The 14,743-nt window shown below is 67.8% G+C and carries 12 protein-coding genes; 7 read left to right on the forward strand and 5 right to left on the reverse strand.

Annotated features, from left to right (window positions below; translation table 11 throughout):
- The first annotated feature begins 1 nt into the window (after position 1).
- Both ACTHQV_RS00975 and ACTHQV_RS00980 read left to right on the forward strand, forming a co-directional pair.
- Positions 2 to 667 (forward strand): response regulator transcription factor, encoded by a 666-nt coding sequence (locus ACTHQV_RS00975; protein WP_440487925.1) that lies wholly within the window; start codon positions 2 to 4, stop codon positions 665 to 667.
- Positions 664 to 2,016 carry a sensor histidine kinase gene (locus ACTHQV_RS00980; RefSeq protein WP_440487926.1) on the forward strand — a complete coding sequence of 451 codons (1,353 nt, stop codon included), beginning with the start codon at positions 664 to 666 and terminating at the stop codon, positions 2,014 to 2,016. Before ACTHQV_RS00975 ends, ACTHQV_RS00980 begins: the two co-directional genes overlap by 4 nt.
- Here the strand turns inward: ACTHQV_RS00980 and ACTHQV_RS00985 are convergent.
- Positions 1,985 to 3,931 (reverse strand): energy transducer TonB, encoded by a 1,947-nt coding sequence (locus tag ACTHQV_RS00985; protein ID WP_440487927.1) that lies wholly within the window; start codon positions 3,929 to 3,931, stop codon positions 1,985 to 1,987. The genes ACTHQV_RS00980 and ACTHQV_RS00985 overlap by 32 nt on opposite strands.
- Before the next feature lie 94 nt (positions 3,932 to 4,025).
- On the opposite strand from ACTHQV_RS00985, the gene ACTHQV_RS00990 reads away from it, so the two are divergent.
- Entirely contained in the window at positions 4,026 to 4,421 is a 396-nt protein-coding gene (locus ACTHQV_RS00990; protein ID WP_440487929.1) for a TlpA family protein disulfide reductase, read from the forward strand.
- Between the two features lie 21 nt (positions 4,422 to 4,442).
- On the opposite strand, the gene ACTHQV_RS00995 is transcribed toward ACTHQV_RS00990, so the two are convergent.
- Together ACTHQV_RS00995 and ACTHQV_RS01000 are read right to left on the reverse strand one after the other, a co-directional pair.
- Positions 4,443 to 4,919 (reverse strand): DUF6702 family protein, encoded by a 477-nt coding sequence (locus ACTHQV_RS00995; protein WP_440487930.1) that lies wholly within the window; start codon positions 4,917 to 4,919, stop codon positions 4,443 to 4,445.
- Complete coding sequence (locus ACTHQV_RS01000; RefSeq protein ID WP_440487931.1) at positions 4,916 to 7,306, reverse strand: M1 family metallopeptidase; 2,391 nt, start codon at positions 7,304 to 7,306, stop codon at positions 4,916 to 4,918. Before ACTHQV_RS01000 ends, ACTHQV_RS00995 begins: the two co-directional genes overlap by 4 nt.
- A 173-nt stretch (positions 7,307 to 7,479) precedes the next feature.
- On the opposite strand from ACTHQV_RS01000, the gene ACTHQV_RS01005 reads away from it, so the two are divergent.
- From ACTHQV_RS01005 to ACTHQV_RS01020, 4 genes are read left to right on the forward strand one after another with little or no spacing between them, the layout of a single operon-like run.
- On the forward strand, positions 7,480 to 8,439 hold the full coding sequence (locus tag ACTHQV_RS01005) for a glycoside hydrolase family 43 protein (RefSeq protein ID WP_440487932.1): 960 nt from the start codon (positions 7,480 to 7,482) through the stop codon (positions 8,437 to 8,439).
- Complete coding sequence (locus tag ACTHQV_RS01010) at positions 8,436 to 10,535, forward strand: ATP-binding protein (RefSeq protein WP_440487933.1); 2,100 nt, start codon at positions 8,436 to 8,438, stop codon at positions 10,533 to 10,535. The genes ACTHQV_RS01005 and ACTHQV_RS01010 overlap by 4 nt, the downstream gene beginning before the upstream one ends.
- A gap of 11 nt (positions 10,536 to 10,546) precedes the next feature.
- Positions 10,547 to 11,068 carry a lactoylglutathione lyase gene (gene gloA / locus ACTHQV_RS01015; protein ID WP_440487934.1) on the forward strand — a complete coding sequence of 174 codons (522 nt, stop codon included), beginning with the start codon at positions 10,547 to 10,549 and terminating at the stop codon, positions 11,066 to 11,068.
- Positions 11,065 to 12,072 (forward strand): zinc-dependent alcohol dehydrogenase family protein, encoded by a 1,008-nt coding sequence (locus ACTHQV_RS01020; RefSeq protein WP_440487935.1) that lies wholly within the window; start codon positions 11,065 to 11,067, stop codon positions 12,070 to 12,072. Before gloA ends, ACTHQV_RS01020 begins: the two co-directional genes overlap by 4 nt.
- 349 nt (positions 12,073 to 12,421) lie before the next feature.
- On the opposite strand, the gene ACTHQV_RS01025 is transcribed toward ACTHQV_RS01020, so the two are convergent.
- Together ACTHQV_RS01025 and ACTHQV_RS01030 are read right to left on the reverse strand one after the other, a co-directional pair.
- Entirely contained in the window at positions 12,422 to 13,057 is a 636-nt protein-coding gene (locus ACTHQV_RS01025; RefSeq protein WP_440487936.1) for a carbonic anhydrase, read from the reverse strand.
- Complete coding sequence (locus tag ACTHQV_RS01030; RefSeq protein WP_440487937.1) at positions 13,054 to 14,643, reverse strand: SulP family inorganic anion transporter; 1,590 nt, start codon at positions 14,641 to 14,643, stop codon at positions 13,054 to 13,056. Before ACTHQV_RS01030 ends, ACTHQV_RS01025 begins: the two co-directional genes overlap by 4 nt.
- Positions 14,644 to 14,743 lie beyond the last annotated feature (100 nt).

Raw genomic sequence — 14,743 nt, forward strand, 5'->3', positions numbered from 1 at the left:
TATGCGTATCCTGCTTGTCGAGGACGATCCCGATCTGGGGCCCGCCATCGCGCGGGCGCTCAGGGCCGAACATTGCGCGGTCGATCTGGTGGCGAGCGGCATCGATGCGCAGCATCTGGGCGATACCGAACGCTATGACGTCGCGGTGCTCGACCTGGGGCTGCCCGATCGCGAGGGGACGGCGGTGCTGAAGGGGTGGCGCGAGGGTGGGCGCGACCTGCCGGTGCTGATCCTGACCGCGCGCGACGGATGGTCGGACAAGGTCGCCGGGTTCAAGGCGGGGGCCGACGACTTCCTGACCAAGCCGTTCCGGGTCGAGGAATTGATGATGCGGCTGCGCGCGCTGGTGCGGCGGGCGGCCGGGCATGGCGCGACGCGGCTGACGTGTGGGCCGCTGGCGTACGAGACGCAGACCGGGGTGTTCGAATTGGACGGGTTGCCGGTGAAGCTGACCGCGCTGGAATATCGGGTGCTGGCGGCGCTGATGCTGGCGAAGGAAGCGGTGATCGAGCGGCTCGACCTGATGGAGCGGGTCTATGAGGGCGATGCCGATGTCGATTCGAACAGTCTGGAAGTCATTATCGGGCGGCTGCGCAAGAAGATCGGCGCGTCGCTGATCGAGACGGTGCGCGGGCGCGGATACCGGCTGACGGCGGGGGCGGCGTGAGGCTGCCCCGTTCGATCCCCCGTTCGATCCATGGGCGGATGCTGGCGCTGTCGGTGGCGACGACGCTGGTCGCGCTGCCGGTGGCGGGGTTTGCGATCGGGGGCGTGCTCGACCATTTTGTGACGCGCAACATCGATGCGCGATTGGGCGACCGGTTGCGGCTGCTGCGCGCGGTGGTGCGGCCGGACGGGACGATCGATCAGGGGCTGCTCGACCGGTCGGACCTGGCGACCGCGATCGGGGCGGATGCGGTGTGGCGGATCGATACGCCGGGCGGGACGGTCGGCGCGGGGCTGCCGCCGCTGGCGACGCTGCGCATGCCGGGTCCGCCGGTCGGCGCCGAACGCGGACCGCCGCGGGGGCGGGGGCCGGGTGTGGGCGCGCCGTTCGACCTGACCCTGCCCGATGCGACAAGGGTGCACGGCCTGGTGCTGGACCTGCCCGAGGGGCGGGTGGCGGTGGCGGTGCCGCGGCGAGAGATCGAACAGCCGTTGCGCGGGGCGATGCTGCCGCTGCTGCTGACGCTGGCGATCGTGGCGCTGGTGCTGGCGGTGGCGACATTGGTGCAGTTGCGGCTGGGGCTGCGGCCGCTCCGTGTCCTGCGCGACCGGGTGGCGGCGGTGCGCGAGGGCGCGGCGGCGGAGGTGCCCGAGGACCAGCCGGAGGAGCTGCGGCCGCTGGCGGTCGAGTTGAACGCACTGGTGCGTGATACTGCGGCAGCGCTGGCGACGGCGCGCGGATCGGCGGCGAACCTCGCCCATGCGCTGAAGACGCCGGTGGCGACGCTGGCGATCGAGCTGGGCGACGATCCCCGCGCTACGCAGGTCGCGCGGATTGATGCGACGATCCGGCACCATCTGGCGCGCGCGCGCGGGGGGGCGGTCGATCGGCGCGCGGCGACGGCGCTGCAGCCGGCGGTCGAGGGGCTGGTGGCGGTGGTGGCGGCGCTGCACCGCGAGGCCGGGCTGGTGGTGACGGCAGATATGCCCGACCTGACGGTGGCGGTCGACGCCGCCGATCTGGACGAACTGGCCGGCAATCTGATCGACAATGCCGCGCGCCATGCCCGGTCGGCGGTGACGGTGACGGCGGTGCGCGAGGGCGGGTTCGTGGTGTTGCGGGTCGGCGACGACGGGCCGGGCATTGCCGAGGCCGACCGGATGCGGGCGACCGATCCCGGCGTGCGGCTGGACGAGCGCGGCGACGGGCACGGCTTCGGCCTCGCCATCGTCCGCGATCTGGCGGCGCTCTATGGCGGGCGGCTGACGCTGGGGGAGGCGGACGGCGGCGGCCTGGTCGCCACCGTCTCGCTGCCGGTTACAGCTGGAAACGGAACCGCTGGACGTTAGCCGAGCAGGCGGTGTTCCCTTCGGGACGGAAGCTGCTGCGATAACGGGTCGCGCCGACCATCTTCTGCGCCGCTTCGCCGAAGACGAACGGCGGATAGGCGGCGATGGTCCGCTGGGTCATGGTGCGGCCATCGGCGGCGATGTCGAATTCGACCTGTGCCCAGCCCTGGAACCCCATTTGCACGGCTTCGGTCGGGTAGAGGTTGCTGGTTGCGCCGCTGCGCTGCACGACCGGGCTGGGCGCGATCAGCGCGCACTGATCGCTGGTCAGGCCGGTGCGGTCGAAGGCGGCGCGCGCCTGCGCCACCTCGCCCCGTTGTGCCAGCAGATCGGCCTGTCGCAGCAGCGCCGCGACCTTCAGCGGATGGTTTTCGGGCAGCGGCGAGGCGACGACGGCGGCGATCAGCTGTTCCGCCTCCGCCTTGGGCGCGGCCGGGTAGGAACGGTTGGCGAGCATCATGCGCAGCGTCGCGGCGGATAGCGGGTCGCCGTTGATCTCCGGCCGGGTCAGCAGCGCGGTGCGGCGGCGCACGTCCTGATCGTAATGGCTGCGATCGGCGTCGATCTCGGCCAGCGCGAGATAGGTGGTGACGGGAGCCGGGGCCTGCATCGTCCGGGCGAGCGCGACCGCTTCGGCGGCGGCGGCGATGCGCTCGGCCTCGGTCGGGAGCGAGGAATAGGCGAGCCACGCATCGGCGGCGAGCAGCGCGCCCTTGTCCCCGGCGGCGCGCGCACGGGTCGCCTCGGCACGGACCAGCGGATAGGCGCGCGCCGGAGTCACGTCCGACCAGTCCTGTTGATGGCCCCGGGTCCGCACCCAGCCGTCGAACGCTTCGCTGAGCGGCTGGCCGAGCCACGGGCGGTCGGCGGCGGTCGAGCATTTCAGCTCGATCCGAGTGGCGTTGCGGAAGAAGGCGGGAATCTTGACCGATTCGGTCGGCGACCACGACCAGTCGGACACCGCGCGGGCAAAGGCCAAAGCCACGTCGCGCCCGCCGGTGGTGTAGATCGGCGTGACCGCACCGACCGTGCCGTTGTCGGCGACCGAGAATTCGACGACCGCGAAATCGTCGGGCTTCAGGCCGGTCGCCGATCCGCACGGCGCGGCCTTCATGCTGATCGCGGCGGCGAAGGCATCGTCCTTCATCCGGCCGGCGCCGGTATAGGCCATATAGGTTTGCGCTTGTTGCCGGTCGCCGTTGAGCAGTGCCGCCAGCGCGAGGTCGGCGCGGGTCGCGACTTCGGAGGTGCTGACGCGCTGGTCGAGGCCACCCTGCTTGCGCAGCGAATCCTTGAGGACGCTGTACGCCTCCTCCTTCTTGCCTTCGTTCAGCAGGACGCGGGCATAGCGGGTCTGGATCAGCGCCAGCACGTCCTTGCCGATGCCGGGCTGCTTGACGGCGAGGTCGCGCGCCTCCTGCGCATAGGCCAGCGCCTTGCCGTCGCGGTCGAAGGCGAGGGTGCGCGACAGGGCGAGCAGCGGGGCGATGCGGTCGATCCCGGTCGCGATGGCCAGCGCGTCGCGATAGGACGAAGCCGCCGCATCATAGTCGAACGTGTCGAACGCGGCGGTGCCGAGCACCATATGCGCGTCGCGCAGATCGGCGGCGAATTCGGTGGCCTGTCTGGTCAGCGCGGGCAGACCCTGCCGGATCAGCGCCGCGCCGGTGGCATTGTCGCCGCTGCGCGCGACGCAGATGCCCTTGCGCACCTTCACCGCGCCGAGCAGCAGCGCGTTCTTCGTGCCGACGGTGCGCGCCTCCAGCGCGTCGTACAGCTTGATCGCGTCGGCACATTTGTGGGTTTCGTAGGCGGTGTTGGCGGCATCGAACTGGGCTTGCAGCGTCGCCGCCACCGGGGCGGGCGTCGCCGCCTGCGCTGCCGCGAGCAGTCCGTGCAGAATAACGTCGATCATCGGTCGGTCCCCTCTGTTACCTGCCAACAAAGCACGCCAAGGTGACAGCGTCGATGGGCGGGATGGGCGAATGCGACGAGTTTGGACCTTGATCGTGGGGGCGCTGCTGCTGGCGGGTGCCGCACCGGCCGATCCGGTGCGCTATCCGGCGCGCGCGATCCTGCTGTTCGTCGCGTCATGGTGTGCGCCGTGCCATGGCGAATTGCGGCAGTTGCCGGCGATTACGGGCGGGGCGGGGACGTACCGGGTGCTGGTGGTGCCGATCGATCGCGGACGCGCGACCGACGCGATGCTGCGCGGCGTGGCCGCAGAGCAGGTTTGGCGCCCCGATACGGCGCGGATGGCGGAGGTGCGGGCTGAACTGCTGGCGAAGACGGCGGGGTTGCCGTTCAGCGTGGCGATCGGTGGCGACGGGCGGCCCTGTGCGCTGCATCGCGGCGGCATGACGGCGGCGAGTGCGCGGCAGATGGTGGAGGCGTGTCGGGGGTAGTGGGCACGGCCAGACGGAAGGTTACAGGGTGATGCTGCCCGTGCCCGCGCCGCGCAGGGTCAGCGACTTCACCACATTGCCGTGGCGGACGTTCACCTGGTTGACCTGTCCGCGATAGACGTCAGTCAGCACGGTCGAGCGGATCGCGACCGATTTGGGTTTGCGGGGTGCCCGGCCGGTATAGTCGATGCGGACTTCGGCGTGCGACAAGTCGGTGGTGGCGTAGGTCAGCGGAACCGGCTTGCCATCGACCGTCAGGACGAAGCGGCGCTGGATATAGCTTCGCAGCGCTGCCATCGCGGCGGGATCGTCGAGGCTGGTCTGTGCCTGCGGTGCGATCTTCGCCAGTGCCGGTTCGATATCGTGTGCTTCGAACCGGTGTGACACGGTGACTCGGCCATCGGCGAGGGTCACGACGGCGAGCGAGTCATGGCCGCGATGCGCCTGTGCCGGGACGATGACCGCGAGCCCGGCGAGGAGGGCGAGTGTCCCCCTCATTTCGACACCGGTGCGGGATAGGTGCGCAGCGAGCCGGGTTTCACCTGCACATCGAAGTCCTTCATGCGGTTTTCCAGATCCTCGATATCCTCGATCTCCAGCACGACCGGACGGATGGCGCCGCGATAGACATTGTTCGAGCGATCGGCGTCGGCGATTTCGAGCAGCGGGTCGACCTCCGCGCCGGTGACCGTCTTGTTGGTCACATATTGCCACGTCACCGCCTTCGGATCGTAGCGCCAAACCTCGGCGGGGATGCGGACAATTTCGTTGCTGCCGTCGCTGAAGGTCAGTTTGAGCGGGACCGGCATGACCAGCCCGCCGACATTGCGCAGCGAGAAGCGGTAGAATTTGTCCTTCACGTCGAACGCGGCGCGTTCCTCGGGCGTCAGCTTGTCGAGCTTTTCGGCAAGGTCGCGGCGGTCCTGCGGGCTGACGGCGAAACGGTCCTGCTGGTCGTAGAAATCGCGCGTCGCAGGATCGCGTTCGGTGACGGTGCGCTGCCCGGCATTGTTGCGGACCGTCAGCGACGTGTTCTCGCTATCGCGGATCGCGCGGCGTTCGCGGGCATTGGCCTCCAGATCGCGGCCGGCGATGCGGCCCTCGACCACCTTGTCCAAGGCGATGTCGACATGGTCGGTCGAATAGAACCAGCCGCGCCAGAACCAGTCGAGATCGACCCCCGAACTTTCCTCCATCGTGCGGAAGAAGTCGTAGGGCGTCGGCCGCTTGAAGCGCCAGCGCGTCGCATATTCACGGAAGGCGCGGTCGAACAGGTCGCGGCCCAGCACGGTCTCGCGCAGGATGGTGAGTGCGGTGGCGGGCTTGCCATAGCCGTTGGCGCCGAATTGCAGCACCGAATCCGACTGGGTCATCAGGGGGACCTGATTGTCGGACAGCATATATTCGGCAATGTCCTTCGGCTCGCCACGGCGCGACGGGAAGTCCTTGTCCCACAGCTTTTCGGCCTGGAACTGGAGGAAGGTGTTCAGCCCCTCGTCCATCCATGTCCATTGGCGTTCGTCGCTGTTGACGATCATCGGGAACCAGTCATGGCCGACCTCGTGGATCACCACGCCGATCAGGCCGGTCTTGGCGCGTTCGGTATAGGTCAGCAGGCCGGTCTTGGGGTCCTTCACCGGGCGCGGGCCGTTGAAGGTAATCATCGGATATTCCATGCCGCCGACCGGTCCGTTGACCGACTGTGCGACCGGATAGGGATAGGGGAAGGCGAACCTGCCATAGACGTCGATGGTGTGGGCGATCGCCTTGGTCGAGTACGCATCCCAGAGCGGGCGCGCTTCCTTCGGATAGAAGGACATCGCCATGACGTTCGGGTTGGCGGCATAGTCCTGCCGCACGTTCATCGCGTCCCACGCGAATTTGCGCGACGATGCCCAGCCGAAGTCGCGGACATTCTGTGCGGCGAAGGTCCAGGTCTTCGTCCCCGACGCGCGACCGCGTTCGGCAGCGACCGCCTCGTCGGGGGTGACGATGTACATCGGTGCGGCGGCGGTCTTGGCCGCTTCGAGCCGCTGGCGCTGGGTCGCGGTCAGTACCTGATCGGGATTTTGCAGTACGCCGGTCGCCGAGACGACATGGTCCGACGGCACCGTCAGCGCGACCTTGTAATCGCCGAATTCAAGGGTGAATTCGCCGGCGTCGAGAAACGCCTTGTTGTGCCAGCCCTCATAGTCCGAATAGACGGCGAGGCGCGGGAACCACTGCGCCCCTTCGAAGATGCAGTTGCCGTCTTCGCCCTGTCCGGTGAAGCATTCATAGCCCGATCGGCCGTCGACCACCTTCTGCTCGGCCATCGGGAACGACCAGTCGATCGACAGCGTGACCTCGCCGCCATTGCCGGCGACCGGCGCGGGCAGTTCGATGCGCAGCAGCGTGTCGGTAACGCGGAACGGGAGCGGCTGTCCGTCGGGACCGCGCACCGCGGCGATGGTGAAGCCGCCCTCCCATTTCTGCATCGCCTCGGCGCGGCGGATGTCGCCGATGCTGATCGTCGTCGCATCGGGCACCGTCTGCGACAGCTGCGCGATCGAGCTGCGTTTATACTGGTTCTGGTCGAGCAGCAGCCAGAGATAGGGCAGCGCGTCGGGCGAGTTGTTGCGATAGCGGATCGTCTCGGTGCCCGTGACGACCTTGGTCGCTTCGTTGAGCGCAACCTTGACGTCGTAATCGACCTTTTGCTGCCAGTAGCGATAGCCCGGCGCGCCCGATGCGTTGCGGTAGTCGGTCGGGGTCGGCCAGTCCTCTCCCTCCAGCTGGCGGAACTTGTCCTGCCAATCGCCCTTGGTCTGACGGATCGGGTCGGCGAGCGCGGGGGTGGTGGCGAGCAGCAGGGCGACCAGCGCGAAACGGGATGCGGCGGGCAAAAGCGTGGCCTTTCGAACGGACGGATGGATGATCGTTGCCGCGGTTACGACCCGCGTCAACCATTGGCGACGGGAATATCAGATATAATGTGACATGGCTGGACCGATGGTTGCGATGGACCCCGGAGTACGGCAATCGGTGAATCGAGAGTATTTGGGCGAGGACGGGGGCGATGTTGTTGAACCGGCGCACGATGATCGGCGCGCTCGCCGCACTGCCGGTCGCGTCGCGAGGGTTGGCGGCGCGCGCCGACGATCCGTTGCTCTTCGCTTATTTCGGGACGGGCAAGGGCGAGGCGACGGGCCTGAAGCTGGCGATCAGCGACGATGGCTTCACGTTCCGCGAACTGGGCGGCGGGCGCAGCTATCTGCCGCCGATGGTCGGCGAGGCGAAGCTGATGCGCGATCCGTTCGTCTTTCGCGGCGTCGGGCGCGACGCGCCATGGCATATGGTGTGGACGACGGCGTGGGAGGGGGTGACGATCGGGCACGCCACCAGCCGCGACCTGCGCCACTGGTCGCCGCAACGCGCACTGCCGGTGATGGCGGGCGTGGAGGGCACGCGCAATTGCTGGGCGCCCGAGGCGATCTGGGACGCGAAGGCGAAGGCGTTCGTGGTCTTCTGGTCGAGCACGGTCGCCGGGCGTTTCGAGGAGACGGCGGGGACGTCCGAATCCGGCTACAACCATCGGCTATGGTATGTGACGACGCGCGATTTCGTGACGTTCAGCAAGGCGGCGGTGCTGTACGATCCGGGGTTCAGCGTGATCGACGGGACGTTTGCGCATGGGGTGCGCGGGCTGCACCTGATCGTCAAGGACGAGACGCTGACCCCGCCGCGCAAATGGTTGCAGGTGGCGTCGGCCGGGTCGCCGACCGGGCCGTTCGGAAAGCTCGGCGCGCCGTTCACGCCGCCCTGGGTCGAAGGGCCGATGACAACCGCGATCGGTGGTGAGACGGTGTGTTACTGGGACGTCTATCGCGACGGCAAATGGGGGGCGGCGGCGACGCGGGATTTCGTGGCGTGGCGCGACGTCAGTGCGAAGCTGTCGATGCCGGCGGGGGCGCGGCATGGCTCGCTGGTGCGGATTCCCCGCGCGCTAGCCGATGGCCTCGCGATCGGGCCGGCGTGACGATCGCCCCCTTTCTGAACGGCGGCGGCCGTGCAGCGGAGATGATCCGCGCGCGCGACTGGTCCAATCATCCGCTGGGGCCGCCCGATCGGTGGCCGGACGCGCTGTGCAGCGCACTCAGCCTGGTCGTCAACTCGCCCGAATCGATGATCCTGTGCTGGGGCCCCGAGCTCTGGTTCTTCTTCAACGAAGCCTATTTCCCGCTGCTCGGCCCGCGGCTCGACTGGGCGATGGGCGAGCGGTTCGACCGGGTATGGGCAGACGGCCTCGAACAGGCGATGCCGATCATCGAGGCGGCCTATGCCGGCAACAGCCCGCGCTATGTCGATGTGCCTTGGAAGCTGGATACCGATCGCGGCGCGGCGGATACGTGGTGGAGTTTTTCCTATTCGCGCATCCTCGACCGGCAGGGCGACATCGCCGGGCTGTTCATCTTCACCAACGAGACGACGGCGCGGGTGCTGTCCGACGCGGCGCTGAAACGCAGTCAGGCCGAGCTGACCACCGCGCTCGACGATCTGCGCCAGTTGAACCGGACGCTCGAGCTGCGCGTCGACCAGCGGACGGCGGAGCGCAATCTGCTCGCCTCGATCGTCGAGACGACCGATTCGGTCGTCAACGTCATCGACATCGATTACAACTGGATGGCGATCAACCGCGCCGGGATCGACGCGTTCGAGGCGGTGTTCGGGGTGCAACCGAAGGTCGGCGACAATCTGCTCGACCTGATCGCCGATCAGCCCGAACAACAGGCGGCGGTGCGCGCGGCATGGGACCCGGCGCTGGCGGGCGAGGAATATACGACCGCGGCCGAATTCGGCGATCCGTCGCGCGGCAACGAACGCCGCGCCTATGAAATGAAGTTCAATGCGGTCCGCGACGGGCAGGGGCGACAGGTCGGCGCGTTCCAGTTCGTGACCGACGTGACCGAGCGACGCCGGGGTGAGGCGGCACTGCTGGAGGCGCAGGACGCGCTGCGGCAGGCGCAGAAGATGGAGGCGATGGGGCAGCTGACCGGCGGAGTCGCGCATGATTTCAACAATCTGCTGACTCCGATCCTCGGCAGTCTCGACCTGTTGCAGCGGCGCGGCAATCTGTCGGCGCGCGAGGCGCGGCTGGTCGATGGCGCGCTGCAATCGGCGGAGCGGGCGCGGACCTTGGTCCACCGGTTGCTGGCGTTCGCGCGGCGGCAACCGCTCCAGTCGGGGCCGGTCGATCTGGTGGCGCTGGTCGGCGGCATGAGCGACCTGATCGCCAGCACCGCCGGGTCGCCGGTCGCGGTGCGCGTGGCGATCGCCGCCGACCTGCCGCCGGCACTCGCCGACGCCAACCAGTTGGAAATGGCGATCCTGAACCTGTGCGTGAATGCGCGCGACGCGATGCCCGATGGCGGCACGCTGACCATCGCCGCCGATTGCCCCGATGCAGGCGCGACGGCGGCGGCGGGGGTGGCGCCCGGGCGGTATGTCCGCCTGTCGGTGATCGACACCGGGACCGGCATGGATGCCGAGACGGCGGCGCGCGCGATCGAGCCGTTCTTTTCGACCAAGGGCATTGGGCGCGGTACCGGGCTGGGGCTGTCGATGGTCCATGGGCTGGCACTGCAGCTGGGCGGCACGATGGCGATCGTCAGCGCGCCGGGCCGCGGCACGCGCATCGACCTGTGGTTGCCGGTCAGCGGCGACGTGGTGCGAGCCGCCGATGCCGGCGAGGACGATCCGGCGGAGGACCCGGCGTTCCGCGGCCGGGCGCTGGTGGTCGATGACGAGGCGCTGGTGCGGATGACGACCGCCGACATGCTCCAGAGCCTGGGATATGAGGTGGTCGAGGCCGATGGCGCGACCGAGGCGGAACAAATACTGGCGCAGCGGCGCTTCGACCTGGTGGTGACCGATCATCTGATGCCCGGCCGGACCGGCGTGTGGCTGGCGCGGGCGATCCATGACCGATACCCCGGGCTACCGGTGCTGATCGTATCGGGTTACGCCGATATCGACGGTCTGGCACCCGACCTGCCGCGCCTGACCAAGCCGTTCCGCGAGGCCGAACTGGCCCGCGCGATCGCCGCTCTGGCGGGGACCCCCACCGATCGTTGAAGGAAGTTGCGATGACCCGACCCGAAGGGACCGAGGGCTTCACCCTCAACCAGACGATGCTGCGCGTCCGCGATCCCAGCGCCAGCCTCGCTTTCTATCAGGACGTGCTGGGCATGAGTTTGCTCCAGAAGCTGGATTTCGAGGAGGCGGCGTTCTCGCTCTATTTCCTCGGCTTCCTGCGCGATGGCGAGACGGTGCCGAGCGATCCGAAGGAGCGCGCGCGGTTCGTCTTCACGCGCGAGACGACGCTGGAGCTGACGCATAATTGGGGGACCGAGGACGATCCCGATTTCGCCGGCTATCACAGCGGCAACGACGATCCGCGCGGCTTCGGGCATCTGGGGATCAGCGTGCCCGACGTCGCCGCTGCCTGCGCACGGTTCGAGCAACTGGGCGTGACCTTCCGCAAGCGGCCCGACGAGGGGCGGATGAAGGATATCGCCTTCATCACCGATCCCGATGGCTATTGGATCGAAATCCTGTCGCCGAACGGCATGACGCAGGCGGTGGTCGATGCGGGAGACGACGCATGAAGGCGGTCGAACTGCGCGCGCCGGGCGGGCTGGACCGGCTGGAACTGGTCGAGCGCGCCGATCCCGGACAGCCGGGGGCGGGCGAGATCCGGGTGAAGCTGCATGGCAGCTCGCTCAATTTCCATGACTATATCGTCGCCAGCGGCAAGTCGCCGGCCGAGGACGGGCGCGTGCCGATGGCCGATGGTGCCGGCATCGTCAAGGCGGTGGGCGAGGGCGTGACCGGCTTCGCGGTCGGTGATCTGGTCGTGTCGTGCTTCTTTCCCGACTGGCAGGACGGAGCGCCGACCATCGGCGACTTCGCGCGGACGCCGGGGGACGGCATCGACGGGTTCGCGCAGGAAGCGGTCGTGCTGCCCGCCACCGCCTTCACGCTCGCGCCCAAGGGCTGGGACGCGGTCGAGGCGGCGACGATCACCACCGCCGGGCTGACGGCGTGGCGGGCGCTGGTCGTCGATGGCGGGTTGAAGGCGGGCGACCGGGTGTTGCTGCTCGGCACCGGCGGCGTATCGATCTGGGCGTTGCAAATCGCCAAGGCGATGGGCGCGAAGGTCGCGATCACCTCGTCGAGCGACGACAAGCTGGCGCGCGCGGCGGCGATGGGGGCGGACTTTACCGTCAATTATCGCAGCGACACCGATTGGGGCAGCACCGTCGCCGAATGGGCGGACGGGCGCGGCGTCGATCATGTCGTCGAGGTCGGCGGACCGGCGACGCTGGCGCAGTCGATCGCCGCGGTGCGTGTTGGTGGGCATATCTCGCTGATCGGCGTGCTGACCGGACGCGGTGGCGAGGTTCCGACGGCGGCGCTGATGGCAAAACAGGCGCGGTTGCAGGGGCTGATCGTCGGCAGCCGGCGCGAACAGCAGGATTTCGTCCGCGCGCTGGAGGTGACCGGGATACGGCCGGTGGTCGATCGGCGGTTCGCGCTCGGCGAACTGGCCGAGGCGTTCCGGTTTCAGGAGGGCGGCGACCATTTCGGGAAGATCGGGGTGGAGTGGTAGGGGCGCCCAACGCGCTACCCGCCCCCGAACACCGTTCGTACTGAGTAGGGACTGGGCGCTGTCGAAGGCCCGCGAAGTACGCTCCGCGGTCCTTCGATACGCCATTTCGACTTCGCTCAATGGCTACTCGGGACGAACGTTCTTGGTTGTCCGAGCCGCTTACGTCCCATTTTCACCGGTAACCCCAACCCAACCCAAAACCGTTCGCTTCGAGCGGAGGTTCGAGCCTGTCGAGAACCGTAGTCGAGAAGGGGGTGCCTCAAGCGACCAAGTTCTCGACGGACGCTTCTCGACAGGCTCGAAGCTGCTCGAACCGAACGGGTGGAGCCGGGCGAGATGGGGCGGGGGGCTACACCAGCACCTTTTCCGGGGTCGGGACCGTGCCGAGCGGGGTGGTGGCATCGATTTCCATCAACGGTTTCAGCAACCCGTCGCGCAGGTCATAGACCCAGCCGTGCAGTTCGAGCGGCTGACCCGCGGCGAAGGCGCGCTGGACGATGTCGGTCTTGGCCAGCGCCAGCAGCTGGTCGCGGACGTTGAGTTCGACCAGGCGGTTGGCGCGCTGGTCGGCGGGCAGGGCGTCGAGTTCGCCGCGGTGGCTGTCGATCACGTCGCGGGCGATCGCCAGCCAGTCATGGACATGACCCTGCACGCCGCCGTCTAGCGCCGCCTGGATTCCGCCGCAGCCATAATGGCCGCAGACGATGATGTGGCCGACCTTTAGCACCTCGACCGCGAACTGCACCACCGACATCAGATTCTGGTCGTCCGGATGGATCAGGTTGGCGATGTTGCGGTGCATGAACATGCCGCCCGGCTCGGTATTGGTCAGCTGGTCGGGGGCGACGCGGCTGTCCGAACAGCCGATCCACAGGAATTCCGGCTGCTGTCCGGCCATCTGCCGCGCGAAATAGTCGGGATTCTCCTCCAGCCGTTCGGCGGCCCATGCCTTGTTGGCGAGGAGCAGGTGCTTGTATTCCCTCATGCGTAGGCGACCTCCTTGCGCGGCGCCTTGATCTGGGGCGCGGTCTTTTCGCCGATGTCACCGCGCACCAGCACGTTGATCCCGCGATACTGCGCGTTCTTGATGAAGCCGTTGATGATGTCGATATTGTCGAGATCGACATAGCTGGTCGCCGACAGGTCGATCACCACCGTGCAGTTGTCGGGCACCTTTTCCAGTTCCCGGGTCAGTTCGACCTTGTGGATGAAGTAGAGGTTGCGCTTGGCGCGGACCATGCAGCTGGCGCCGGGACCTTCGCCGTCCTGCACGAACGTCACCGCCGGGCGGAAATTGCGGGCGATGACGAACACGAAGCCGACCACCAGCCCGACGACGATGCCCTTCAGCAGATCGGTGAACAGGATGGCGAGGATGGTGACGACGAACGGCACGAACTGGGTCATGCCCTGTTTCCAGCGCTTGGCGAACAGCTCCGGCTTGGTCAGTTTGTAGCCGGTCTGAATCAGTACCGCGGCGAGCGCCGACAGCGGAATCAGGTTGAGCAGCGCGGGCACCAGCAGGACGCTCAGCAACAACCACGTGCCGTGCAGGATCGTCGACATTTTCGACGCGGCGTTCGAATCGACGTTCGCCGACGACCGCACAATGACCGACGTGACCGGCAGACCGCCGATCAGCCCCGAGATGATGTTGCCGCCGCCTTGCGCGAGCAGTTCATGGTTCTTGTCGGTCACGCGGCGCTTGGGGTCGAGCTCGTCGACCGCCTTTACCGACAGCAGCGATTCGAGGCTGGCGACGATCGCCAGCGTGATCGCCACCGTCCACACCGTCGTATTGCCGATCTGGCCGAAGTCGGGGAGGCTGAACAGCTTCACGAAGCCGCCCAGGCCATCGGCGATCGGCACGCTGACCAGATGGGTCGGCTTCACCTGGATCGCCGGGGCGATGATCCCGAGCAGTGCGTTGATAGCGACCGATCCGACCACGACGACCAACGGGCCGGGAACGAAGCGCAGCGGGCCTTCCTTGGGCTTGTTCTTGTCCCACCAGAACAGAAACACGATGCTGATCGCGGCGATGATCGTCGCGCCCCAGATCACCTGTTCGCGCAGCACGAAAAGGATGGTGTTGAAGGTGTTCAGTCCGTCGCCCTGGCGGAAGGCGAAGTCACCGCCCGGATCGCCGTCATAGCCGATCGCGTGCGGCACCTGCTTCAGGATCAGGATCAGGCCGATCGCCGCCAGCATGCCGGTGATGACCGACGACGGCACGAATTCGCCGAGCACACCCGATCGAGAGAAGGACAGCAGGATCTGCATGCAGCCGGCGAGGAACACGGCGAGCAGAAACGCCTCGAAACTCGGCAGCTTCGTGATCGCGTCGAGTACGATCACGGTCAGGCCGGCGGCGGGGCCGCTGACCGACAGCGGCGATTTGCTGAGCGAGCCGACGACGATGCCGCCGACGATCCCGGCGATCAGCCCGGAGAAGAGCGGCGCACCCGATGCGAGTGCCACGCCGAGGCATAGCGGCAGAGCCACGAGCGCAACGACGATCGAGGACGGAATATCCTGCCGCAGATTGGCCAGGAGAGAGGGTTGCGACATGGCTACGATGGCCTTGTTCTGAAACGAGGTGCGCCGGGCGTGCTTGGGGGAAGCACGCCCGGCGCGGTGCCCGGGATCGACGGAACGGGGGAGGGAAGGT

The sequence above is a fragment of the Sphingomonas sp. SAFR-052 genome (genome assembly GCF_051965015.1).
Lineage (GTDB): Bacteria > Pseudomonadota > Alphaproteobacteria > Sphingomonadales > Sphingomonadaceae > Sphingomonas.

Bases quoted from the DNA above. Each gene is read 5' to 3' on its own strand.
- ACTHQV_RS00975 (WP_440487925.1), top strand. From the start codon at position 2: ATGCGTATCCTGCTTGTCGAGGACGATCCCGATCTGGGGCCCGCCATC.
- ACTHQV_RS00985 (WP_440487927.1), bottom strand. From the start codon at position 3,931: ATGATCGACGTTATTCTGCACGGACTGCTCGCGGCAGCGCAGGCGGCG.
- ACTHQV_RS00995 (WP_440487930.1), bottom strand. From the start codon at position 4,919: ATGAGGGGGACACTCGCCCTCCTCGCCGGGCTCGCGGTCATCGTCCCG.
- ACTHQV_RS01005 (WP_440487932.1), top strand. From the start codon at position 7,480: ATGTTGTTGAACCGGCGCACGATGATCGGCGCGCTCGCCGCACTGCCG.
- gloA (WP_440487934.1), top strand. From the start codon at position 10,547: ATGACCCGACCCGAAGGGACCGAGGGCTTCACCCTCAACCAGACGATG.
- ACTHQV_RS01020 (WP_440487935.1), top strand. From the start codon at position 11,065: ATGAAGGCGGTCGAACTGCGCGCGCCGGGCGGGCTGGACCGGCTGGAA.
- ACTHQV_RS01025 (WP_440487936.1), bottom strand. From the start codon at position 13,057: ATGAGGGAATACAAGCACCTGCTCCTCGCCAACAAGGCATGGGCCGCC.
- ACTHQV_RS01030 (WP_440487937.1), bottom strand. From the start codon at position 14,643: ATGTCGCAACCCTCTCTCCTGGCCAATCTGCGGCAGGATATTCCGTCC.